This window comes from Nitrospirae bacterium YQR-1 (assembly GCA_039908095.1).
Taxonomy (GTDB): domain Bacteria; phylum Nitrospirota; class Thermodesulfovibrionia; order Thermodesulfovibrionales; family Magnetobacteriaceae; genus Magnetomonas.
In genome coordinates, this window is record JAMOBJ010000008.1 from 43692 (window position 1) to 68601 (window position 24910).

The following is a 24910-nucleotide window of genomic DNA, read 5'->3' on the forward strand; positions in this document are numbered from 1 at the left end:
CCAAAGCAACCGATAAATAAATGAGTGCTTTAAATGTTGTGCGTGGGGGGTGTAGTAATGGAATACACCGTGGATTATGTATCAGAAATTCCTGCTTTGAGGGATGCCGTCCCTTACGAAACTAAGGATAAGCTGCTGTATAAAAGGGCAAAAAAGTTTTTTTTTAAGAAAACGTGGAAGAAAAAAACGTCTGAAATTACAAAGTCTCGCAAGAGGCATATTATTGATATAATGGTATGAAGGAGATTTACCTAAGCAGCCCAGGGTGAGCTATAACAGCTAAAACAATAGAAAGATATGTTTAAAGAAATACTACAGTACAGAGAGCTCCTTTATATGCTCACGTTGCGGGATATAAAGATCAGATACAAGCAGTCGGTGATGGGATTTTTATGGGCTTTTTTTTTGCCGATGGTAATTGTAGTCTCAGGGTTTGTAGTTAAAGCCGCATTTTCATTAACAGCCGGTAAACCTATGGAGCATCAGGGCTTTGCAGCTATGGCAATTAAATCCATCCATTGGTCATTGTTTATAAACTCTGTCAGATTTGCCACAAACAGCCTTATTCAAAATGGAAGGTTGATTGTACACATATATTTTCCACGTGAGATACTTCCTCTGTCGTCTGTTTTAGTGAATTTATTCGACTTCTTTATCCCCCTGTTTTTGATCATGTGCGTATTTGTGCTCACAGATGTGGGTATCAGTGTCCATATTCTGTGGTTACCTGTTTTACTTTTTTTGTTTATTATATTTATAGTGGGAGCAGGGCTTATTTTATCCTGTGCCAATTTGTTTTTCAGAGACGTAAAGTACATTGTTGAGGTACTGCTGGCCTTTGGAATATTCTTTACACCGGTGTTTTATGACGCAGGGATGTTTGGAAAATGGGAAAACATATTGCTGCTGAATCCTGTTGGAAGCATCCTTGAGTGCATAAGCTCAGTTACCGTGTATCATCGCCCGCCTGATATGTTTTGGTTTAGCTATAGCACTCTGTGTTCTGTTGGGATTTTCCTTATCGGCTGGAGAGTTTTTCATAAAGCAGAGTCATTTTTTGCGGAGATATTATAACATGCCGGAAATGGCTTTAGAGTGTCAGGGGCTGTGGAAGAGGTTTAAAAAGGGTGAGAGGTTTAACTCGCTGAGGGATTTACTGCCGGGAGCGTTAAAGGGTTTTTTCTCAAGAGACAGTCAATTGAAGCAGGGGGAGTTTTGGGCGCTTAAAGACGTATCGTTTGAAGTCCAAAGTGGTGAGGCCTTTGGCATAATAGGACCTAACGGAGCCGGTAAGAGCACATTATTAAAGTTAATCGCCAAAATTTTGCAGCCCAACGCAGGTGTAATAAAGGTAACGGGAAGGCTTGCCGCTCTCATTGAACTGGGTGCCGGGTTTCACCCTGACTTAACAGGCAAAGAAAATATTTATCTCAACGGCGCCATTTTGGGGATGAAAAAACGTGATATAGACAAACGATTTGAAAGCATAGTGGAGTTTTCCTCTTTGTCGGGTTTTTTGGATACACCGCTTAGGCACTACTCAAGCGGCATGTTTGCCCGGTTGGGGTTTGCCGTTGCCACGCATGTGGATGCCGGCATTTTGCTTATAGATGAGGTGTTGAGTGTCGGGGATGCCGGTTTTCAGGTAAAGTGTATTTCAAAGATGCACGACCTGATAGCCCAGGGGACAACCGTAATCTTTATAAGCCACAATGTAAGACAAGTAGCGAGGCTTTGTAAACAGGTGCTTGTACTGTCAAAAGGAGAGACTGCGGCTCTTACAAACGCCGATGAGGCGGTTAACCTCTACTATAGTCTTGTCAGCGGCACATCGTCAAAAGACACAGACGCACGGGATAAGGCCATTACCGTTACTCCCTCAGATGACATGTGTAATCCCGTGGACTCCGTGCAGTTTGGAAGTGATATTAATCTTTTTGTCAAATGCACGCTGCCTGAGAGTTTTCCAAAGTCGTATCTTATTGTCAAAGTTGGTAACCACTACGGTGTGGACTTTCTGTCGTTTAACACAGAAAGAGCCGGAATAGAGATACGTGCGGGCACAACGGAGCTGCTTTGCCGGATTGAAAACCCAAGGCTTTTACCCAACCGCTACAGAATAGCCGCATGGCTTATGGACACACTTACCGGGCAGGTCATAGATTATTTCCTGCATCAGGAAAAGGACTTGATAATAGAGCCCCCTGAGGCGGAGATGTTAAGACGGCTTCCAAACCCCGAGGCCACAGTGTTAGATGCTGTTTACACATGGAGACGTCTGTAGCTAATACCAAGTAGCAGTCATTCGATTAACTTTGTTGGCTTTGTCGAAAGCTCCTTGGTATAACGTGATTTATATCATGATGTTTTTTTCATACTATATTTTATTTTTCACCTCTGTGGCAACAGAAAATGCTTGCCGCCGTTTAGCTCATAGTTTGCCTTAAACAGAATATCACTCCATTGTTTTGTGGAATTATCAAAAGCGTCTCCGTACATGCGCCAAAAAAGCTCATGCGGGGTGGCAAGGTAAACATAATCATACTTGCCCGAACTCAACTGCTCATACCACTGCCCGATTGTCAGCTCACAGCTCCAGATATCCCCCTCAAAAAACGGCTTTCCTATTGACCAGCACCCCATGTTAAAACGCCTCGGGATTAATTCGTAACTTATAACCCTGTGCTCAAACCCCGTTGTTCCTAAAAACACTATAAATACCTTGCTATCTGCCAAAGTCTTTGTTTTAATAAACTCTATCTGTGCGCTAAGTTTGTGCCTGAACCATTTGACCTCATAATCAGGGTGCGCAAACACTGTGGTTACATTTTTAAGTACCGGATACCGTATGAAAAACAATGACGTTAACAGTACATAAAAAATCAGCAGCTTATATTGTCCATGCTTAGGCTTAAAACCACTTTCAGGAAGTATAAAGCCATATAGAACCAGTGAAAACGACAGCAGATACGTCCCCGTATATCTCTCAAATGAGGCAAGCAGTTTTCCCTCATACGGCCCAAGATTAAACAAATATACTTTTAATATCCCTGTCAGGTATATTACAAAAAACACAGCCATGACTGTAAAGACCCACAGTACCCGCCCCCTGTATCCACTTCTTAGCGCAAACACCGTAGCAAATAAGCACATAAACAGTATAAACCACGCCTTTATGTTAAATGAACCAACTTCTCGTCCCCGGTCTTTAAGTGCACTAAGAAAGTTATTTACTATTTCCCTCTGGGTTTCATCTTTTGGGGATTTCACGGCGTCAATAAGGGACTGTTTGGATGATTGAATCAGATTTGGAATCTGTCCGCCATTTTCGTGCTTTATGTGCATTTTCCAACTGGTTGAGGCTATTGGTGAACTCAGTGCAAAGGCTAGGACTGTAATAATGAGCGCACTGCTTTGAACAGGCAGCTTATCCCGTAAAACTCTGACGATGAAATGCCCTGAAATCATAACAGTTAACACAACTGCAAAGAAAAACCCTGAGGCTTTAAAAAGAGTGAGGGCAAATAAAACAGGTATATACACGGCCAAAGATTTTTTGCCGCCGCTGTCTCTGAAATAAGCCGCTGCCGCCATGCCGAAATAGACGCCAAGTACCTGATCAACCATTATTGAGACCATTGTTTGAAAAAAAATAATAACCAGCGTATAAAAAACTGCTATTGTGATTATTATAAACAGCGCATGCCGTCTAAAGGAAAACCCACGAAAAAAAACCATAATAGGCGCAAGCAGTAGAACAAATTGAGCAAAGTAGAGAGTGTGCTCCTTAAAGCCGGAAACTGCTGTGAAAAAGTATTGAAACAAATTAGCACCGGGACTGTAATACCAGAAAGTCACAGGGCCTGCCGGGGTGCTGAGTGCCCCGCTTTGGTACATATCTTTTGTCATAAGTCCCCAGTGGGAAAACTCATCCCATGAGGAAAGTGTGTATCCACGGGTTTTATATATGAAAAATGCCGACAACACCAGGAAAGTAACGATTCCCGGTGTAAAAAATTCAAAAAACAAATTTCTATATCTTAATACAATTAACAGTACCGCTAAAATAAGAAAAAACAGTCCTAAGACAAAGACAATGAGGCTGCCGGTTTTTAAAATCCCCAGAAGTGACGACACATAGACCAGAGCAACAACAAGTGAGACGCCTGAAAACAGGGAAAGTTCGGCATCCTCCCGCATCAGAAATTTAATTGCAAATCCGTATCCTGTTATTGATAGTAATGTAATAATTTCAAACACGGCTGTTGTTAGCATAAAAATAGTTGCGCTGGTTTGTAAATAGGCTCAAAAGTTTCATACCAAGTTGCTACTTGGTATTAGTATTAGAAATTACTTATCTTTGAATTAAAATACCCTTTTTATAGTAGCTTTTCCATATCGAAAACCCAACACCAATCAATATACAGATTATGTGAATCAGCACTAATATCTTTCGCATGACCGCAATACCGCTTCCAAGAAAAAGCACTATCCAGTTTATTTTAGCCACATAAAAAAGTAAACCCAGCGGGAACATAAGAAAAAATATGGCCAAACTTGCCATATATCCAAACAAAACCCCTTTACCTATAACTATCAATAGTTTTTTTGTACTCTCTTCCATCTTCCTTCACCCTCTGTTAAGTTTTTTATACGGTTATTTTCTACCGTTTTTTTCTTTTCATAGACTTCATCCACCATGAGGTTATCTCCGGCGGCGGCGTGTTTGGATAACCGGTCACAGATTTCGTTTTCCTCATCTCCGGTGTGCCCCCGTATCCAATAAAAACCGGCTTCATGTATGAGTGTAAGCGATAATAGTTTTTCCCACAGGTCGGAGTTTAACGCAGGCTTACCATCGGCCTTGCGCCAACCGCGCTTTTTCCAGCTCTGTACCCATCCCTTTGTCATAGCATCAACAAGCAGCCGGGAATCACTATAGATATTTACAGCACACTTTCTTTTTAAAACCGAAAGGCCGGCTATTGCCGCCATAATTTCCATGCGGTTGTTAGTTGTAAGACGGTAGCCGCCTGAGACCTCTTTCCGCTTATCTTCAAATAGCAAGACAGCCGCAAACCCGCCCGGCCCGGGATTACCGATGCAGGCACCGTCTGTATATATCTCTACCAGAGGTAAATCTTCCAAGCTCACAGCAGCCTACACTCTTAACTGCCCGTCTCCCAGCACTATAAATTTCTTGCACGTCAGGTCCTCCAACCCCATAGGCCCGCGGGCATGTAACTTATCCGTTGATATACCTATCTCAGCGCCTAATCCAAACTGTCCACCGTCGTTTAGCCGTGTTGATGCGTTAACCATTACGGCTGCCGAGTCCACCTCTTTTAAAAATCTCATCGCCCTGCCGTGGTCTTTTGTCACAATGGCCTCTGTATGTGATGAGCTGTATGTGTTTATATGCTCCATAGCCTCATCTATGCCGGCCACCACACGGACATTCATCTTAAGCGCCAGGTACTCATTGTAGTAATCCTCATCTTTAACAGCCTGCAACTGCGGGCATAACTGTACGCTCTTTGCACAACCCAGAATTTCCACCCCGGCAGCCTTAAGGCGTTGTACCATGTTGGGTAAAAACTCCGCCGCCACAGGGGCGTCAACCAGCAAGGTCTCCATGGCATTACACGTGCCCGGTCGCTGCACCTTTGCATTAAAACAGATATTATAAGCCATCTCTAAATCACAATCCCTGTCTATAAACACATGACACACGCCCTTGTAGTGTTTCAGTACCGGAATTGTGGAGTTTTCAACAACAGCCCTGATTAACCCCTCCCCTCCGCGTGGTATCACTAAGTCCACAAGAGTATCCAGTTTCAGAAGTTCATTAACGGCCGCCCTATCGGTATTTTCTATAAATGTGACAACTCCGTCATGCAGTCCCCCGCCTCGTACCGCTTCTTTGAGGATAGAAACTATTGCGGCATTTGAATTAACCGCCTCAGAGCCGCCCCTTAAGATAACTGAATTACCGGCCTTTATACACAAACCTGCAGCATCCGCAGTCACATTAGGCCTTGACTCATATATTATGCAGATTGACCCTATTGGAACCATCATCCTGCCTACCATCATTTCATTAGGCCGTTTCCACATTCTAACTATCTCGCCAACCGGATCAGCCATTGCGGCCACCTCTCTGAGGCCGGCTGCCATCTCCTCTATACGCTTAGGGTTAAGCATCAATCTGTCAATCATTGCATCACTTAAACCTGCAGCTTTAGCTCTTTCCACATCTTTAGCATTTTCGCTTATTAAAGTGTCGCTCCGTGATATTAACAGGTCAGCCATTTTCCTTAAAACCTTGTCTTTAACTTCCGTGTTAGCCTTTGCTATTGACCTTGCACCGGCCTTGGCCTCCCTCGCCTTTGTTTCCACATATGCTCTTATACTCACCGTACCTCCTTATCTGTCTTGCACTTATATGCTCCTTCGCATATTTTATAAATTGATTCGGCTGTTTTATCCCATGTACAACTTTTAGCGTGTTTTAATCCCCTTGCTATCATATCATTTCTAAGGTCATTATCTCTTGCCACTGTTAAAATCAGTTTCCCCAGCGTTGCTGCATCCTCTGCCTTAAAAAAAAGTGCAATGTCCTTTCCGGTTTCATAAAGCGCCTCTATGTTTGACGATATCACCGGCACTCCGGAGGCCATTGCCTCTAATAGCTTCATCCCCGAGCCCTCTGATAGAGTCGGCTCTATGAAAATCTCCGCAGCAGAGTACCACATCGGCAGCTCCTCATACGTTACCGTATCAATGTATATCAGCCTCTCATCTTCAGGCAGTTGCCCGTCATAGTGGTCCCTCTCCCCTATTATAACAAGCTTATAGGGGATGCGGTCACATATTTCAAAGAAAGCCTTAATAACAGCCTTTAGATTTTTATACGAAAACAGTGTGCCAAAATAAAGTATATACGGTGAGTTTATATCCTTTGACATTATAAATTCCCGCTTGGCTTCACTGTGCATGGGTTTAAAAAAAAGAGTATCCACCGCCGCCCCTACCACTGCAATCCTGTCAGGGTTTAGATTAAATTCCCTTACAAGTTCGTTTTTTATAAACTCCGACAAGGTTACTACCTCTATGTGCTTTTGTGAGAGCTTCTCAAGAAAACTTTTGAAATACTGCCCGATGAGTCCGAACTCCTCCGTGGCGTACACAGGGTTTAAGTCATAAACCGTGACGACAAGAGGCGTGGTGGTTACTACAGGGAATTCAGTGTTTGGACAGAACAGGACGTCTATTTCATGTTCTTTCAGCAGATACGGCAAAATAGTGTTGTTAAACATGAGTCTGCTTAGGCTGTTTAGCACATTAAGGGGGCCTGAAATATCCTCAGGCGTCTCCACAAGACGGTAATCACCGGCCTTCCAAAGAGGGTACGGGGCAAATACAGTTGTGGTTTGCTCCATAAGACACAGGCGTCCTCCAACCTCTTTTGTAAACAGACCGGCACTAACGGGCTTTTTTCCTAAAAAAGCGGCATTTATCCCTAATTTCATCACTTTTACAGCTTCCCTTGTTTTTGACTTTCAGGTATAATGATAAGAACCTTTGAGTTATTATAGTATAAAAGGACTTGTTGTTGTAAGTTTTTTTGAAAACAGGCAGGGTGTATTAAACAGGGTATGATAGTTTCAGGGTTAATTGTAGGGTTTATGCTGGGGTGGGTGCTGCAGCGGGGACGCGTATGTATGAACTCCGCCTTCAGAGATATTATTTTTGTTGCCGACACGGTTACATTCAGAGCCTACCTGACCGCCCTTTTAATAACAATAGTCGGGGCAAACCTGCTTGAGGACTACGGGCTTGTCAAGACTCTCTATAGACAGGGGTTTATGCCATATGCCAACATCTTAGGGGGCTACATCTTTGGTATCGGGATAGTGGTGGCGGGAGGGTGTGCCAGCGGTATCTGGTACAAGGTCGGCGAGGGAATGGTACCTTCATGGGTGTCGGTTATGGGTTTTGCTATCGGTCTTCTGACCACTACAGAGGGAATACTTTTGAAGGTTTATCAGATAATTTCAAACTACCAGTTGTGGCTTACCAACAGCGGCATAAAGCTGCTCACCACAAAAGAGGTCGAAGAGTCCTGGGCGGGCGGATTTGATCTCTATCCGCTTACGCTCTTTAACTTATTTGGTGTTAACAAGTGGATAGTTATTGCCGTGTTAGCCGTGTTGTTTCTGATTATCATAATACGGGGGGAATTCTCAAGGCCGAGGGTTGGGTATGCGTGGTACGTATCGGGAGGTTTGCTGGGACTTACGGCGGTGGCGGCGTGGTGGGCCTCCGACCATTTTGGCGGCAAACCACGCGGACTGTCATTTTCCGGCCCCACCATTGAACTCTTCAGGTGGGTTGCACAAGGGGATGAGCCCACGTGGAGCATTTTTTTAATCATCGGGATGGTCATTGGCTCATTTGTAAGCGCCAAAGGATTAAAGGAATTCAAATTAAAAACCACCGCCAATGCACAGGAACTGGTAAAGGTGTTTTTTGGAGGAATTCTTATGGGATTTGGTTCGGCTATCGGAGGCGGCTGCAACATCGGACACGGCCTTACAGGTGCTTCCACCCTAGCGGTTTCAAGTATTGTCGCTATAATATTTATTGTTTTAGGTAACTGGACTATGGTCTATTTTATGTTTATCAGGCCGATGAGGGAAGATGATTGACGGCAAAAAACACAGAACATGGAGGCTTAATATGATAAAGAAATTTTTGTTTTTGACACTGCTTTTGACATTTGTTTTTAGTAAAAATGCTGTGGCTGACTCATTTGACACGATAGATACTATGGAGGATGTTTACAAATCATCAGAGGCTTGTGCCGGCTGCCACGGCAATATATACAACCAATGGAAGACCTCCGTGCATGAATCATCTGTGCTGCATTCACTTGACGGCATATATTCCTTCATTATAGAGGGAATCGAGAGAGACCCTGCAAGAAAGAGTAAACCGCTTAAGGCAGAGGTTATGAAGTGTCTGAGCTGTCATGCTCCGGTGATGGAACATGCTTCAGAGAGGCTTGTAAAGGAGGTGGTTAACGCCATAAAGATAGCCGGAGGAAGTACTCCCGATAAGGAAGCAAAGAAAAAGGCAAAGGATATGCTTTCTCACTTAAACGTCTCCTGCTTTGTATGCCACAATCTCAAGGCGGTGCATCCGCCCGGGCAGCCGGAGGGTAAAACCATGTATGGGCTTAAAGGGCATGGTTCTACCCCGTATCACAGTATAAAGAAGACTACGTTTCTTGATAACGCCATATTTTGTATGCAGTGTCATGGGGTTTACACCGCTCCGGACAGGGAGCAGATAATTTGTAGCACCATATCACAGAGCTACAGGGACCAGTATGTGGCAGCCGGAGGGCAGGTCACGTGTCAGGAATGCCACATGAGGAGACACAATCGCGGGCACACTTTCCCGGGTGCCTATGTGCCGGAGATGCTGAGGGAGTCAATGACATTGGAGGTAAGCGCCCGTGCTATTAAGAACCAGCCCTATGGGGATAAGAAGTGGATACCTGCTGCGGCAATCACGGTAGATATTACAAACAATGCCGGACACAGGATACCCGATGGCTGCATGTGGACTTCCCGAGTGCTTATGACTATAACAGCAACCGGCGAAAACGAAAAAGTCATCTGGTCCGCCAAAAAGGAATTCTTTGAGCCCGGGCTTGACATAGAAGGAAACAGAAGATATGACGCATGGGAAGTCAAAGACATCCTGGACTACGCCCTGCCTCCTAAAAAAACCACCACCGAAAAATACTATGCAGTATTTCCGGAAAAAGAAAAATTAGTGAAACTCGAGGTCAATATCGTCTATATTCATAAAGAAGGCCTCCAGTTTCAGGTCCATACCGATAGAAAAGTGCTGAGATATAATTGAGAGAGGAAAGTTAAGAAAAGATTTTGGAAAGGGCAAAGCCCTTTCCTTATTCCAATTCAAAGTCAAAAGTAAACGCAGGCGGCTGGGAGAAAGCGACACCTCCCCTTTAGAGGAGACTTCAAGGAGCTTTCAACGATGCCGGCAAAGTTAATCGAATGAATGCAACTTGTATAAGTATTTGTTTATGGAACCTTGCAAAATGTGACACTATGCAACATTAACTTATCACACAGTTTCTGCCGGTCCTCTTTGCCTCATATAGGTTTTTGTCCGCCAGGGTAATAAGCATTGCAGAGGATGCATCCGATGACGGGATGACGGTTGCAACTCCAAGACTTACTGTTACATGGTCCGTTACCACCGATTTTTCGTGTTCGATATCAAGTGCAGATATGCACTGCCTTATATTTTCGCCTACCACTACAGCTCCTTTGCTGTTGGTCTCAGGCAGGATGCAGGCAAACTCCTCCCCACCATAGCGCGCAAACATGTCCATACAACGATTCATGATTTCGGCAACGGCTTCCGATATCTTTTTAAGACAAGCATCCCCTGCCAGATGCCCGTACGTATCATTATATAATTTAAAAAAATCGACGTCAAACAGTATAAGAGAAAGCGGCAGTTTTGTGCGCAGGCCACGTTTCCATTCACGCTCGAGATAATCATCGAAGTCTCTCCGATTATGGATTCCTGTCAAACCATCTGTCCTCGATAGCCACTCAAGCATGTCCTTATAACGTTTCAATTTCAGATGGTTATCGACCCTTATTTTGACAATTGCAGGCCGTATGGGTTTGGTTATGTAATCGACAGCGCCAAGTTCAAGACCTTTGACCTCATCCTCCTCAGACATGTTGGCCGTTATAAAAATTACGGGGATACTCCGTGTACATTCCTCCGAGGAGAGCTTTCTACACACATCAAAACCGTTTATATCCGGCATCACTACATCCAAAAGTATCAAATCAAATTGGTCACGGCGTGCAATCTCCAATGCCTTACTGCCGGACATTGCAAAGGTAATGTCATAATTACCTTCCAGTACACTGTTTAGAGCGTGTATGTTAATAGGTTCATCATCTACTATGAGGATACTTTCCCTTTTTTGGTTGATTACCATAATCAGGTTTCCTTCAATTGCACATAAAGTAAGCAAGCAAAGTTTTTTATGGCATCGTCTGCACCGTCGAAATCAAGGTTAAAGATGCACTTTTCAATCTCATTGAAGCCATCCATCAGGGTATCGTCTCTAAAGCATTCCTTGAGAGCCGGCAGAAGCTTTGAAGCTTCCATCTTATTTCTCTTCACAAGAGAGTATAATTCATTGAGTATTTCTGCTATTTCCCGGCTATTTCGTTTGTTCGATTTCATATCAAAGGGTTCCTGCAAATCTTTTGTTTCATAACTATTGATTACATCAATTGATTCAAACACTGCAACAAGAGAATACCTCAGAGTTTCTATGATGTTTTCAACATTATCGTATTTACCGTCCTCAAGTACCGACTCCAACTCAGAAGCAGCATTTGCCGCACCTACCGCTCCTAACAATCCACACACTCCTTTAAGTGTATGAGCAATATCTCTTACCTCTTTGTGTTGCCTTTGTCTGAGCCAAGAGTCAATAGTGTCGATAACGCTACGATAGTCTTGTTCGAATTTACTAAGCAATTTTTTGTAAAAACCAAACCCCCCACTTGTTCTCTTTGTCCCTGCTACGACATCCAGGCCTTTTAATCCTATCGCATAGGAGGGTATCTGTTGGGATGTATAATGTTCTTTGTATAGTTTTGCGGCAATCCCAAATTGCGATTGCGTATCATAAGACAAATCATTTTTATTTGTTTTGAGCCACTTGGATAGTACCACAAACATTTTAACAGGGTCAACAGGTTTCGATAGATAATCGTTCATCCCAAGTGAGAGGCACTTATCCTCTTCCGACTTTGTGGCGTTAGCCGTCAATGCTATAATCGGGATATCAACAAGTGAAGGGTCTTTTCGAATCGTTAGAGTTGCCTCATATCCATCCATAACAGGCATGTGAATGTCCATAAGGACGATGTCTATCTCCTTTTCCTTGAGTTTGCTTAAAGCATTGCGGCCGTTGTCTGCTATGGTGACGATTACACCGGCATTTTGTAGCATCTCACATACAACTTGTTGATTTATTTTGTTATCTTCCACTACAAGCACATGTGCTCCAAACACTCTTTTCATAACCAACTCATCTGCTTCAGCTTCTTTTCGTGACGAAAAACTTCTGATAGCCGAGTGCCCGAACATACTCATTATTGCGTTATACAAAAGCGAGCGATTCACAGGCTTTGTCAAAACTGTCTGGATGCCTGTGTCTTGCAGATTCTTTAAAGCCTCTTCTCTGCCGTGAGCGGTTATCATTATTATTACATAGGAGGCAGGGTATTTTTCCCTCAAAACCCTAGCAACCTCTATTCCATCCATGCCCGGCATCTTCCAGTCCAAAAGGATAAACCTAAACGGTATGGTCTTTAACGAATGCTCTATTTCTCTGATGGCTTCCTCGCCCGAAGCTGCCGTAGTTACGTCAAAATTAAACGACTCCATGATGTTTTTTAGAACTTCACGCGCAATCAGACTGTCATCCACTACTAAGGTACGACTGTTGGCAAGTTCTTCAGGAACATAAAACGTCTTCTCTTCAATGCTCTCCCCTTTGCCAAATACTACGGTAAAGGAAAAAACACTTCCTTTCCCAGGCTCACTCTCCACCCAAATCCTGCCACCCATCATATCGACAAGTTTCTTACATATTGCTAAACCAAGGCCGGTTCCGCCATACCGTCGGCTTATAGAACCGTCAGCCTGACTAAATGACATAAACAATCCCTTTATCTGTTCCCTACTGAGCCCAATGCCGGTGTCTTTGACCGAGAAAAGCATCTCCACGTATTCACCATCCGTTTTGGTAACACTTGCGTTAATGAGTACAGAGCCGGATTCGGTAAACTTTATCGCATTTGTAGCCAAATTGAGTAAAACCTGCTCCAGTCTCAGAGGGTCGCCCTTTAAGTACCATGGAAGCACATCGCAGGAGTTGAGTAAAAGTTCAAGCCCCTTTTCCTCAGCCGGCAGACACACCACGTTAGAAACTTTGGAGAGCACTGTATCCAGCTCAAAGTTGATAATCTCGAGCTCCAGCTTGCCGGCTTCTATCTTTGAAAAGTCCAGAATGTCGTTGATTATCCTCAGCAGTGACTCCGCAGAACCCTGTATCTTGTACAAATAATCGTTCTGTTGATACGTAAGTTCAGTTTTTCGCATGAGCCGTCCAAGACCGATAATGCCGTTCATCGGTGTACGTATCTCGTGGCTCATGTTTGCAAGGAACTCACTTTTTGAGCGATTTGCAGACTCAGCTGCATCCTTAGCTACTCTCAGTTCATCCTCCGTTTTCTTTTTATCCGTAATGTCCCTGAAACTCCACACTCTTCCGATTATCTCCTCACCCTCTTTTTGCGGCTTAGAGTATCTTTCAAAGAGTTTGCCGTCTTTAAACTCTATATCGTCAATGCTCTCGGCTTCAGGTTGTGAATATAATTCCCTTACCTTTGCGATAAACCCTTCAGGGTCCTTCAACTGTTCAAGTACAAAGTTGATCACTCTGTTGTCGTTTTTGGATTCCATTATAGATTCCGGCATTTGCCACATGTCCAGAAATCTCTGATTGTATATAACGATGTTGCCTGCCCTGTCCACAGCAAGGATTCCGTCGGCTGTAGAATCCAGTGTTGCCCGCAGAAGTGAAAGTGCACTTCTCAATTCCTTTTCGGCCATTTTTCTTTCTACAATTTCGTCCTTGAGTTCCCTTGTCCTGCCCTCGACAAGTAATTCGAGGTTTTTGTGAACCCTGGCATTTTCAATCGATATGGCCATTTGAGACGACAGAAGTGTCAAGACTTCCACTCTATCGTCCGTAAAAGCACCTGCCGCAAGAGAGTTTTCCAGATATAAGACACCAGTTAAAGTGCCTCTATGAAGAAGCGGTATTGCAAGTATGGATTTGGGTTGCATCTGCTTTACATGGTCATCTTGCATGAATCTTGCGTCAGAAGAGGCATCGTAAACAACCACTGTTTCCCTTGTATGACTTACGTGATGGACTATGGCATTACAGAGAATCAATTCGGTCTGTTGCCCAATGGGTATAGACTGTAGTTGGACGTCAGGGCTGCCTACAACACCCCTTGCCTCTACAAAAAGCCCGTCATTATTGTAAAGTATCAAAATCCCTATTTCAGCTCCGGCATTTTCCATAACAACAGTCAACATTTTTCTAAGGAGTTTCGACAGATCGAACTCACCGGAAATCGTGTATGAGGCTTTCATAATAGAGGCCAGATCCAAAGTCTGCATTGTTGAAGACAATGAAAAATCATCTTTGGTAACGCTCTTCCGAGCAGGAGATTTCAACAATGGATATGCCGACTCCATATCCATTGTTTTCCTTTTAGCTCCCCATATCTCGTAGTTCCTGTAGGCATCCTCAAGATAAAGCCTTGCAAAATCCATCTTACCCATCGACAACCAGAACTTGCCGGCCAGTTCGTTGGCCAGCGCCTCGTTTTGGATAAAGTTGTTTTCCATTGCAGATTGTATCGCCTCGTCATAAAGATTCATGGCCTCTCTGATGCGACTTTCAACTCTGGCGATTTCAGCTTCTACAATAAGGTATTTGTGTCTGAAATTTTCCCCACAGTTACCCACCCACATCTCCATCTGTCGTTGGTTGGATTTTATCGTCTCCATGTACTGCATTTTGATTTCTATAGACTCTTGAGAGTCATAAAGGGCAACAAGGATTAAGGAATAATAGAAATTGTACTCTGAAGCGGCACATGTGCCACGTATAAAGACAAGTATTTCTCTGGCCTGTTCTATACTGATGAAAGCGCCGCCATAATCCCCGTAGAGGTATAAACACTGAGCCTTTAGTATCATGAAATAACATATGCCTATTACGTTTCGGCTGCGGCAGTCTTCGATGTATCGGCTTTCCGCCATCGAATTCATGTCGAATGAAAACTTCTCCGGCGTCTCCGCTCTTAGGTTTGCCACAGCAAGCTGAAATGCCGCAATGGCGTCCATAGGCATCTGATGTCTAGCCTTAGTTACAAACTCCATATAACTTGACAGCTTTAGACTCAAATCATCAAGCCTTGTGCCTATATAAAATAGATTTGCCGTTCCAAAGCCAAGTATATAACCGGAGTACTGAAAGTCTCCGCATTCCAGACCGCTCTGGTATCCCTCTATCAGATGTTTCTCTCCCTCTTTTATATGTCGTGTCCAATGAAGTAAAAAAGCGATGTATATAAACAATCCCCTGCATTTCTGCACCATATCGTTATAGTTTTCGCTCATTTTAAGTCCCAACAGGCAGAACTCATACCCCTCCCTGTACCGCCCGAACACCGAACTCAGAATGTTTGCATACGTTACGTATGCCTTGGCGGACTCCGGCACATGACCGTACTTAAGCGATATGTTGGCCATCTTGATTGCTATCAGGCTATATAGCTCAGGATATACCATGTAGGTCGCAGGCTGCATGTTCATAAGTACCTTTAGAGCAGCCTCTTGTTGAGAGTCGGCCATTGTAGGGGAGCCGATAAGAGCGCCGATACTCCTTCCTCCCAAATTAGCAGCGGCATCCCTAATCTCTTCGTTTAAGGCTGCCTGTACATCTTGATGCGGCAGGGTAACTCCAAGGAGTTCCAGCGCCCGCCTGCCCGCCTCAATGGCCTCTTCGTACTGAGCGGTTACAGAGTACTGGTAAATCAACATGCAGTATAATTCGGATTTGTCTATCGAAGACCTGGAGTTTTCAAGTATCAGACTTATCAGTTGTCTTGAGTCATCAAAATTTCCTGTGAGATACAGCGCTTCGGCAAGTTCTTTGTAAAGCATGTAAGTCAGTAGGTAGTGGTTTTGCCAGCAATTTGAAGGCAGACATGCCTTGCCGGAGGTGTATAGTTGTAGCGCTGTATGAAAGGCTGCGTTCTTTTTGGCTTTATGTCCGGCCTGAAGGTTCAAACCTGCAAGCTGAAGCCTTTCGGCCTCATCGTTCATTTCCTCAAGCCCGATGTTCAGATGTTCTATTAAACCAAATATCGTAGCGGTTGTATCTACTTCAGAGGCCTTTTTAAGCAGTAGTCTTCCTATATGTAAGTGGATAAGTTTTTTTTCCATGTCGGGAATCAGAGAGTAAGCTGCTTCCTGTACCCTGTCATGTATAAAATGCAGTTCGCCCTTGGTTTGAAACACAAGCCCAATGCTCATTGCGGGATGTAAACCTGCCGGCATGGCTTCATTGTCCAGCTGTGTAACCAAGGATAGAGTGTCCATGCCAAAGGAATTTCCAAGGCAAGATGCCGTTTTCAGAATATCCAGCGTAATCTGCGGAAGACTTGTAAGGTTTTGTACCATAAGGTTTACCACGTTATCCGTGGCCTGCATTTGAAGTACCTCATCGATGTCCCATTGCCAACCGCAGCCGGTTATATACTTAAGCACACCTTCTTTATACAATGTTTGAAGAAACAATTTTACGAAAAAGGGGTTACCCTCGGTTTTCTTATAAATCAACTCAGACAGAGCAAAAGTGTTTGTCTGTGCTTCGTTTAGAGCATCGGCAATCAGATGGTTGGTGTCTTTGATACTCAGCGGTTTGAGTCTGACGGCATCGATATGTCCTTTGACCTGACGTATCCTTTCTAAAGCCAGCGCCAAAGGATGAGCTCTGTCCACTTCGTTGTCCCTGTATGCACCAATTAACAGTACATATCTTAGGTCTTTGTCTGATGCAAGAAATTCGATAAGATTCAACCCAGCCATGTCCGCCCACTGAAGGTCGTCAATAAATAGTACAACAGGGTGTTCCGGCTTAGCCACCGTAGTTATGAAATTATAAAATACTCTATTGAATCTATTAAGAGATTCAACAGGGCCAAGCTCCTGAGCCGGCGCATGGGAGCCTATGATAAGTTCCATCCGTGGTATCAAGTCCATGATTACGCTGCAGTTTGGACCAAGGGCGTTAATAATCATTTTCCGCCACTGTTGAACTTTTTCGTTGCTCTCACCAAGTATCTGAGACACTAGGCCGTCAAATGCCTGTACGATTGCACCGTATGCCGTTACCCTACCGAGTTGGTCGAACTTCCCTGAAAGAAAATATCCCCATTTGGCAGTTACAGACTTCTGGAGCTCATAGACCAATGCTGATTTACCTACTCCGGAGTAACCGGATAAGACGATAAACTCAGAGCCGCCATCTGCTGCACACTCAAATGCGCCGTTGAGCATAGAGATTTCCTCATGCCTACCGTACAACCTTTGCGTAATATGCAGCCGGTCTGAAAAATCGTGCAATCCGATTTGAAATATTCTGACATCTCCGGTGGTTCGAATTTCATGGCGGCATTTGTCGAGGTCCTTTTCCAACCCGACGGCATTTTGGTATCGATCTTCAGCGTTTTTAGAAAGCAGCCTAGAAATTATTATAGATATTACCTCCGGTACATCAGTACGAACGTCGCTAAGCAACGGCGCTGCCTTGGCTATATGAAAGTGAATGTAGTTAAGCGCATCATCGGCCTTAAATGGAGGTGCCCCTGCCAACATCTCGTAAAACGTTACACCCAACGAGTAGAAATCCGTACGGTAATCCACCGACCGGTTCATCCTTCCGGTCTGTTCGGGTGATATGTAGGCAAGGTTTCCTTGCAGCATGTCAAAACTCAAATCTCTGGCCATTTCCGCCTCAAGTCTTGAGGAAATACCGAAGTCAGCATATTTAACAATTTTATTATCAGGATTCATCAGTATATTGGCCGGTTCAATACCCTTGTGTATAACCTTCATGTCATGTATAATCCTCAATCCCTGTGCAAGCTGTATGGATATATCAAGAAAGTCCTCGACATCGAATCCCTTAGGTGGTATCAGTTTATCGAGTCCGACTGCACCGAAGTCCTCCATGACAAGGCAAAGGCTATGCTGATATTGCTGTATTGCATAATACTTTACTATGCGCTCGTCGTCAAATTGCATACCTATGCCATACTCCTGTCTTAGTTTAGCAAGGTGATTGGCGTGTGGGAATTTGTCTTTGAGCAACTTCATTACAACGGGTTTTTTATCTGCTTTAGAAACACCTCGGTAAAATACCGTACGATTTGAAGTACATATTTCAGCAGTTATCTCATATCCATGTATTTCGATCATAATTCGATTACTTTATTAATCCATGCTGTAACAAAACTCCCCTCTAAAAACTGCGTTAGCGTTACTTTAAAGAAATCCCCTTTAGTAATAGCAACCGCTTTCAACTATCGCTTAATATCATCAATGATATACCAGCCGATAGTGATATTAATGGTCAAGCATTTTCAATTAATCAATTACCGTACCATTTTTTGATTGTACACAATTTGTCTATATATAACAAATGGTTACACTTTGTTAGAAAAACAGTGAAGCCAACCTCCACTGTGAGCCGGCTCTAAAATCAATCTTGACGTCTTACACTTAACGGAATGGTTAAGCATCTTGCCGGCTCAACTTTCAGTTGATGATTGGTCGATTTTACCACTTACCATCGGTCCACTACATTCATACCGATTGTCTTGTAGTCCGCCATTGAACTAATAATCTGCGGAGCCTCTTCTATTGAAACCCTCTTAGTTATAAGTTTCGCAGGGCTAATGCCAAGGTTGTCTATATGCCTTAACATTGCAGCATATTCGGATTTAGGCATTCCTATACTGGCTATAAGTGAGTTTTCCTTGGCTATCATGAGGTCTATGGGTAGTGATACGTTGCCTTCGTCCTTTTGCGTGGTAAGCCCTATCTGAAGGTGACGCCCACCCTTTTTCAGGCTCAGGATTCCGTTTCGGCATGTATTGGGCTCGCCAAGAGCATCCAGAGACAAGTCCGCCCCACCTTTAGTTATCTCCATAACCGCCTCCACAGGGTTTGTCCTTGTGGCATTGACCACTGCGTGACCACCAATACTTTTAGCCATCTCCAGCTTCTTGTCCGATATATCGACCACTACGACAAACGCTCCCATTGCACTTGCAACCTGTATGGCCGACATGCCTATTCCACCTGCACCATAGACGACAAACGACTCTCCAGGTTTGATACAGGCACGGCTTACAACGCCGTGGTACGATGTCATATATCTACAGCCAAGTACACTGGCCTCAAAAAACTCAAATCGCTCCGGCAGTTTGACCAGATTGTAATCGGCATGTGTAATGTTTACATACCTGCCGTATCCTCCATCACACATGGAGCCTATTATTTTTATGTTGTCACAGATATGGTTTTTACCGGACATACATGAAGGACAGTTGAAATCCCCATCACCGTTGGTAAAGGGTACGATTACGTGATCGCCTTTTTTGAAATGTTTGACGGCCTTACCGGTCTGTTCAACCACTCCACAGAATTCATGCCCAAGTATACGCGGCAGTTGCGGTTCAAGCCCTATCCAGCCCCAATCGCGCATCCACCAATGCCAGTCGCTTCTACAAATACCGTTGGCTTCCACTTTTACGATTGCACTGTCGTCGGCACTTAGATTAGGTTCCGGCACTTCCCTAATCGGCATAATCTTGCCGAATTCCTCCAATACCATTGCTTTCATAGCCCCCCCTAAAAGTACTTGATTAAAGATAATTTATAATTTCATAATAAAAACTGCACCTGCAAAATTATATCATAAAACAGATTAACTTTTCCAAGTATTTACGATTTTATACTAAAATTACTGAATAATGACCATTTAAAATTATTCAATTTGCTCAGTTTTTCTACATGGCATAGCAAAAATATTTTTTCTGGAAAATATTTATTCTGTTTGCTATAATAATCACAATCAAAGAATATCAGGAACGCTTCGGCATAACCAAAGCGACATCCAAAGCGAGGTGTAAAATGATCTATCCTAAACCAGGCAATGAAGGCGCCCCAGTTACGTTCAAAAAGAGATATGAAAATATAATAGGTGGCAAGTGGTGTGCACCTATTGACAACAAATACCTTGAAAACATCTCACCGGTTGACGGAAAACCGTACTGTGAATTCCCCCGTTCAAATGCTAAAGACATCGATGCCGCCCTAGACGCCGCCCATGCTTCTTTTGCAACATGGGGTAGAACACCGGCGGCTCAAAGAGCCGATTTGCTGTACAAAATAGCCGATCGTCTGGAGGCAAACCTTCAGATGCTTGCTTATGCCGAAACCTGGGACAACGGAAAACCGATACGAGAGACCCTGGCCGCAGACCTGCCGCTGTCGATAGACCATTTTCGTTATTTTGCCAGTTGTATACGCGCACAAGAGGGTGGAATAAGTGAGATATCGCACGACACCGTGGCATACCACTTTCATGAACCGCTAGGTGTAGTCGGGCAGATAATCCCATGGAACTTTCCACTGCTTATGGCCGCATGGAAACTGTCGCCGGCATTAGCTGCAGGCAACTGTGTGGTGCTTAAGCCCGCCGAACAAACACCCATTTCGATACTGATTATGATGGAATTGTTGCAGGATATTCTGCCGCCGGGTGTTGTAAACGTCGTAAACGGCTTAGGTATCGAGGCGGGAAAACCGCTGGCATCGAGCAGCCGTGTAGCAAAGATTGCCTTCACAGGCGAGACTACCACAGGCAGACTGATACTTCAGTATACATCCCAAAATATCATTCCCGTTACGCTTGAGCTTGGCGGCAAATCCCCCAACATTTTTTTTGAAGATATATGCTTAAAAGATGACGAACTATTTGACAAGGCGTTGGAAGGTTTTGCACTATACCTATTCAATCAGGGTGAGGTCTGTACGTGTCCCTCGAGGGCATTGATACAAGAGTCCATCTATGATCGGTTTATGGAAAGGGCACTTAAGCGTGTCAAGCAGGCTAAACAAGGTAATCCACTCGACACCGATACCATGATAGGCGCCCAGGCCTCGCTTGAACAAATGGATAAAATACTCAATTACTTAGACGTAGGCAAGCAGGAAGGTGCTCAGATACTTGTAGGCGGCGGTAAAAAAGACATGGAAGGCGATTTAAACGGAGGCTATTATATTCAACCCACGGTGTTTAAGGGCAGCAATTTTATGCGGATTTTTCAGGAGGAGATTTTCGGGCCGGTGTTGGCGGTAACGACTTTCAGAGACGAGGATGAGGCACTTTCCATTGCCAACAATACGCTCTATGGCCTCGGTGCAGGCGTTTGGACACGTGATACTAACAGAGCCTACCGCATGGCACGCTCAGTACAAGCCGGAAGAGTATGGGTAAACTGCTACCATGTCTATCCAGCTCATGCAGCATTTGGTGGCTATAAGATGTCCGGTATCGGACGTGAGTCGCACAAGATGATGCTAGAGCATTACCAGCAGACAAAAAACGTCATGGTAAGCTATAACCCCAACAAACTTGGATTTTTCTAATTAATTTATGCCCAAGTTGAGACCGTTGCAAAAATCAGTTTTCACACTGTTTTTATTAATTTTGCTCTTGCTATCTCATTGTTTTTCCACAATATTATATTTATGATTGCTTAATTTTCTGTCTAAAATGACATTATGCAACAGTCTCAAGTTGCATTCAATGGTCCAACCTCGTCGGCTTTGTCAAAAGCTCAGGGGACGTACTTATACCAAGTAGCAGTCAAAAGAGTAACGAGGCGGCTGGGAGAAAGCGACACCTCCCCTCACAGGGGATTCCCGGAGCGTACGTCAAGGAGCCTTAGACGAAGCCAACAAAGTTAGACGAAAGAAGACTACTTGATATAAAACGTATGTCGGAATAACTGCAACTAAAAACTACCTGTGTTATTAAGAAACTCCAGGAAATCCTTTGATGGTACCGGTCTTGAGAAAAGATAACCCTGTGCCTCATCGCATTTAAGTGCCCGCAAAAATTCCAATTGCTCAAGGGTTTCAACACCCTCCGCTGTGACATCAAGCTTAAGGCTGTGAGCCATAGCTATTATGGCCGTAGAGATTGCTTCATCATCAGGGTCTGTCGTAATATCTCTCACAAATGATTTATCTATTTTAAGGCGGCATATTGGAAATCTCTTTAAATAACTCAACGAGGAATACCCCATACCGAAATCATCAATAGCTATATGTATGCCCTTATCTCTGACACTGCGAAGAATCTTTATAGTCCTCTCCGCATCCTCCATAACTATGCTCTCAGTCAACTCCAGTTCGAGCAGTTCCGGTCTTAATTGGGTATCAGAGAGAACATCCTCTATTGTTTTTATAAAGTCTTCAGATTTGAACTGCCTGGCCGACAGATTTACCGCCATGACAAGAGCAACACCGCCCGCCCTCTGCCACTGTACACTTTCCCTGCAGGCCGTCCTCAATACCCACTCCCCTATTGGTATAATTAAGCCTGTCTCTTCAGCAAGAGGAATAAACTCCAGTGGAGATATTAAACCGTATTGGGGGTTTACCCATCGAATTAACGCCTCAACGGCACACACCTTGCCGGTTGAGAGGTTTATCTTAGGTTGGTAGTAAAGGACAAATTCATCCCTTTCCAAAGCTTTTCTTAAATTGTTTTCAAGTTTAAGACGCCTCAGAGCTTTTGTGTTCATTTCGGAGTTGAAGAATTGGTAGTTATTCCTACCCTTTTCTTTAGCCTGATACATGGCGATGTCGGAATTTTTCAAAAGTGTGTCTATGTCATCTCCATCTGTAGGATAAATGCTTATACCGATGCTTGCGCCGACAAAGCATTCATGTCCGTCCAGGTAATAGGGTTCAGAGATAGATTCAATGATTTTCTCAGCCACTAAGGCGGCATCCTGCGTTTTTTTTATAAACGGTAAAATGATAACAAACTCATCACCGCCCACGTGGGCTACGGTGTCGGTGTCTCTGACACAGACAGGAAGTTTCTTAGCGGCTTTTTTCAGAAGTAAATCTCCCATGTCGTGTCCCAGTGTGTCGTTAACGTACTTAAAGCCGTCAAGGTCTAAAAACAATAGGGCAAACATCTGGTTGTACCTGCGTGAGTGTCCAAGCGTGTGGCTCAATCTGTCATAAAAGAGCGTTCTGTTGGGCAGGTCTGTGAGGGAGTCGAAATGAGCAAGGTATTGAAGGCGCTGCTCTGCTATTTTTCTTTCTGTAATGTCTATTCCGGTTAATACTATGTATTCAATTCGGCCCTTATCGTTTAACATGGCAGTGTTTGACCATGCTATCAATCTGTATGAACCACTTTTGCCAACCAGGAAATTCTCAAAACAAAGAGGGTATTGTCCCTCCAGTATTTTTGCAAAATTTGCCTTAAATTGATTTACATCCTCCTTTTTTACCAAAAAATCCCAGATACATTTTCCATTCAGCTCTTCAGAGCAATACTCTGTGGTGAGCTCACATGTTTTATTGGAACGTACAAGTGTGCCGTTTATGTCTGAAACCAGCACAAGAGCGCCTACTATGTCTAAAATAGCATCTAATAAACTACAGTCTGCACTATTGCCGCTTATAGAAATTGTATCGTCAACACCTTTGGTGCCGATAGTCCCTATCAGCCGACTCATGTTTGCCGCTGTATGGCCGTTTGTCTCTCTCTCCGGTGACATCTGTACTCCTCTTTTAATCCTATAAAATCACGTTACCGCCTGATACCAAGCTGCATTCATTCGTCTAATACCAAGTTGCATTCATTCGATTAACTTTGTTGGCATCGTCACAAGTTCCGGGGCGTACTCTCCCCTAATGGGGAATCCCCTGTAAGGGGAGGCGTCGCCGGCTCTCAGCCGCCTTGCTATACTTCTAATTGCAGCTTGGTATGATAACACAGTAAAAATATTATAACAAAAAAACACAGTTTTGTTTCTGTTTAAATGAAATAAAAAAAAGACAGCCGGAGAGTCTGCAGGGAATATTACGATGCCGTTAGCGGCTTAATATATCAGGCTGTTGTATGGAATAGATTGTTTGTTAGTTCCCTGAGAGTCTCAGACATTTTAATGTAATCCTCCGGCGGTATCTGCCTGACAACATTACCCTTTGAATCTTCCACCTTGATTACGACATTTTTTTTGTCATCTACAGCAAAATACGCCTTACCTTTGGTATCCGGCAAGGCATGTGTCTGTTCTTTGTCATTTTCACTATTGCCGCTTTCAGCTTGCTTTGCTATTGTTAAGGCATCCTCTGAATCTTTGATATTTCCGGTGGCGGCCATAAGCTTACTCTCAGTGGTTTCCCCGGCATCAAGCGGGCTGTTGTCGTTACCACGCATTATGGTAACTTTATCCGTTTCCGGAGTCTTTTGGCGGTTCTGCGCTTTCTCAGTCCCTCTGTCACCTGCAGGGTGAGAAAAAACCGGTATGTTGGTACTAAATTTCCTTATCTCCATCGTTGCCGTCCCTGACAAAAAGGCTATTTTTACACACAACTGCGGCGTCCACGGGCACCTAACCAGTAACTGCTCCACATGATATCACCATGTGGACGCCTGCCCCTTGCCTACATAGCCTGTTATCCTGAAATTGAAGACTGCACGCTCTGAGCTGTCTTTTCAGGTTTCTTAGCGGGTGTCGCTGCATTTGCCTGAGCGTTCCTCGCCTCTTTAGATAGATTTACAACCGCTGCTCCGCCGGCTGCCTCCGTTGCTGAGCTTTCTTCCTTGCCGGATTGCACCTTAGTGCCTGCATTTGCCGCCTTTGCCGCATTTGAGATGTTTACAACCGCCGCAGCGTTAGCCTTCTGCGAATTCTGGTCTTTTTCGCTTTTTAACTCTTCCTGACGCTTGGTCTCTTGTGCCGCTTGCCCTGAAGCATTTACTTTGCTCTGTGTTACTCCTACCGTCTGATTACCCACATTATTTACTGCCATTTTACTCACCCCCCTTGCCGTTACTATGCTTATCATTTCTCTTATC

17 protein-coding genes are annotated in these 24910 nt (G+C 44.0%); 6 read left to right on the forward strand and 11 right to left on the reverse strand.

The annotated features are described in order from the left end of the window. Positions 1-57 precede the first annotated feature (57 nt). From H7844_06070 to H7844_06080, 3 genes are read left to right on the forward strand one after another with little or no spacing between them, the layout of a single operon-like run. Entirely contained in the window at positions 58-240 is a 183-nt protein-coding gene (locus tag H7844_06070) for a hypothetical protein (GenBank protein ID MEO5356849.1), read from the forward strand. A gap of 57 nt (positions 241-297) precedes the next feature. Further along, complete coding sequence (locus tag H7844_06075) at positions 298-1074, forward strand: ABC transporter permease (protein MEO5356850.1); 777 nt, start codon at positions 298-300, stop codon at positions 1072-1074. 1 nt (position 1075) lies between these two features. Further along, a complete protein-coding gene (locus H7844_06080; protein ID MEO5356851.1) occupies positions 1076-2284 on the forward strand; it encodes an ABC transporter ATP-binding protein in 1209 nt (402 codons plus the stop codon). A 107-nt stretch (positions 2285-2391) separates the two neighbouring features. Here the strand turns inward: H7844_06080 and H7844_06085 are convergent, their stop codons facing one another. From H7844_06085 to H7844_06105, 5 genes are all read right to left on the reverse strand, one after another. Continuing rightward, entirely contained in the window at positions 2392-4275 is a 1884-nt protein-coding gene (locus H7844_06085) for a hypothetical protein (protein MEO5356852.1), read from the reverse strand. A 79-nt stretch (positions 4276-4354) separates the two neighbouring features. Beyond that, on the reverse strand, positions 4355-4624 hold the full coding sequence (locus H7844_06090) for a hypothetical protein (protein MEO5356853.1): 270 nt from the start codon (positions 4622-4624) through the stop codon (positions 4355-4357). Then, entirely contained in the window at positions 4597-5148 is a 552-nt protein-coding gene (gene rnhA / locus H7844_06095) for a ribonuclease HI (protein ID MEO5356854.1), read from the reverse strand. The genes H7844_06090 and rnhA overlap by 28 nt, the downstream gene beginning before the upstream one ends. Positions 5149-5160: 12 nt before the next feature. Beyond that, positions 5161-6417 (reverse strand): glutamate-5-semialdehyde dehydrogenase, encoded by a 1257-nt coding sequence (locus H7844_06100; protein ID MEO5356855.1) that lies wholly within the window; start codon positions 6415-6417, stop codon positions 5161-5163. After that, the gene (locus tag H7844_06105; protein MEO5356856.1) at positions 6414-7532 is read right to left on the reverse strand and encodes a glycosyltransferase family 4 protein; all 1119 of its coding nucleotides are present in this window, start codon (positions 7530-7532) and stop codon (positions 6414-6416) included. Before H7844_06105 ends, H7844_06100 begins: the two co-directional genes overlap by 4 nt. Before the next feature lie 126 nt (positions 7533-7658). Between H7844_06105 and H7844_06110 the strand changes: the two genes are divergently transcribed. After that, complete coding sequence (locus H7844_06110) at positions 7659-8711, forward strand: YeeE/YedE family protein (protein MEO5356857.1); 1053 nt, start codon at positions 7659-7661, stop codon at positions 8709-8711. Between the two features lie 31 nt (positions 8712-8742). Next, complete coding sequence (extKL, locus tag H7844_06115; GenBank protein ID MEO5356858.1) at positions 8743-9936, forward strand: multiheme c-type cytochrome ExtKL; 1194 nt, start codon at positions 8743-8745, stop codon at positions 9934-9936. 217 nt (positions 9937-10153) lie between these two features. Here the strand turns inward: extKL and H7844_06120 are convergent, their stop codons facing one another. From H7844_06120 to H7844_06130, 3 genes are all read right to left on the reverse strand, one after another. After that, positions 10154-11059 (reverse strand): diguanylate cyclase, encoded by a 906-nt coding sequence (locus H7844_06120; protein MEO5356859.1) that lies wholly within the window; start codon positions 11057-11059, stop codon positions 10154-10156. Between the two features lie 2 nt (positions 11060-11061). Continuing rightward, positions 11062-18207 carry a response regulator gene (locus H7844_06125; GenBank protein MEO5356860.1) on the reverse strand — a complete coding sequence of 2382 codons (7146 nt, stop codon included), beginning with the start codon at positions 18205-18207 and terminating at the stop codon, positions 11062-11064. Positions 18208-18574: 367 nt separating this feature from the next. Then, entirely contained in the window at positions 18575-19636 is a 1062-nt protein-coding gene (locus H7844_06130; protein MEO5356861.1) for an alcohol dehydrogenase catalytic domain-containing protein, read from the reverse strand. 290 nt (positions 19637-19926) lie between these two features. Between H7844_06130 and H7844_06135 the strand changes: the two genes are divergently transcribed. Further along, positions 19927-21447 (forward strand): aldehyde dehydrogenase, encoded by a 1521-nt coding sequence (locus H7844_06135; protein MEO5356862.1) that lies wholly within the window; start codon positions 19927-19929, stop codon positions 21445-21447. 368 nt (positions 21448-21815) lie between these two features. On the opposite strand, the gene H7844_06140 is transcribed toward H7844_06135, so the two are convergent. The 3 genes from H7844_06140 to H7844_06150 form a co-directional block, all read right to left on the reverse strand. After that, positions 21816-23603, reverse strand: coding sequence for an EAL domain-containing protein (locus tag H7844_06140; GenBank protein ID MEO5356863.1), 1788 nt, complete (start codon positions 23601-23603; stop codon positions 21816-21818). A 332-nt stretch (positions 23604-23935) separates the two neighbouring features. Then, positions 23936-24463 carry a flagellar protein FlaG gene (locus tag H7844_06145; protein MEO5356864.1) on the reverse strand — a complete coding sequence of 176 codons (528 nt, stop codon included), beginning with the start codon at positions 24461-24463 and terminating at the stop codon, positions 23936-23938. A gap of 44 nt (positions 24464-24507) precedes the next feature. Continuing rightward, positions 24508-24864: a hypothetical protein gene (locus H7844_06150; protein ID MEO5356865.1), complete on the reverse strand. Its 357-nt coding sequence runs from the start codon at positions 24862-24864 to the stop codon at positions 24508-24510. Between the last annotated feature and the right edge of the window lie 46 nt (positions 24865-24910).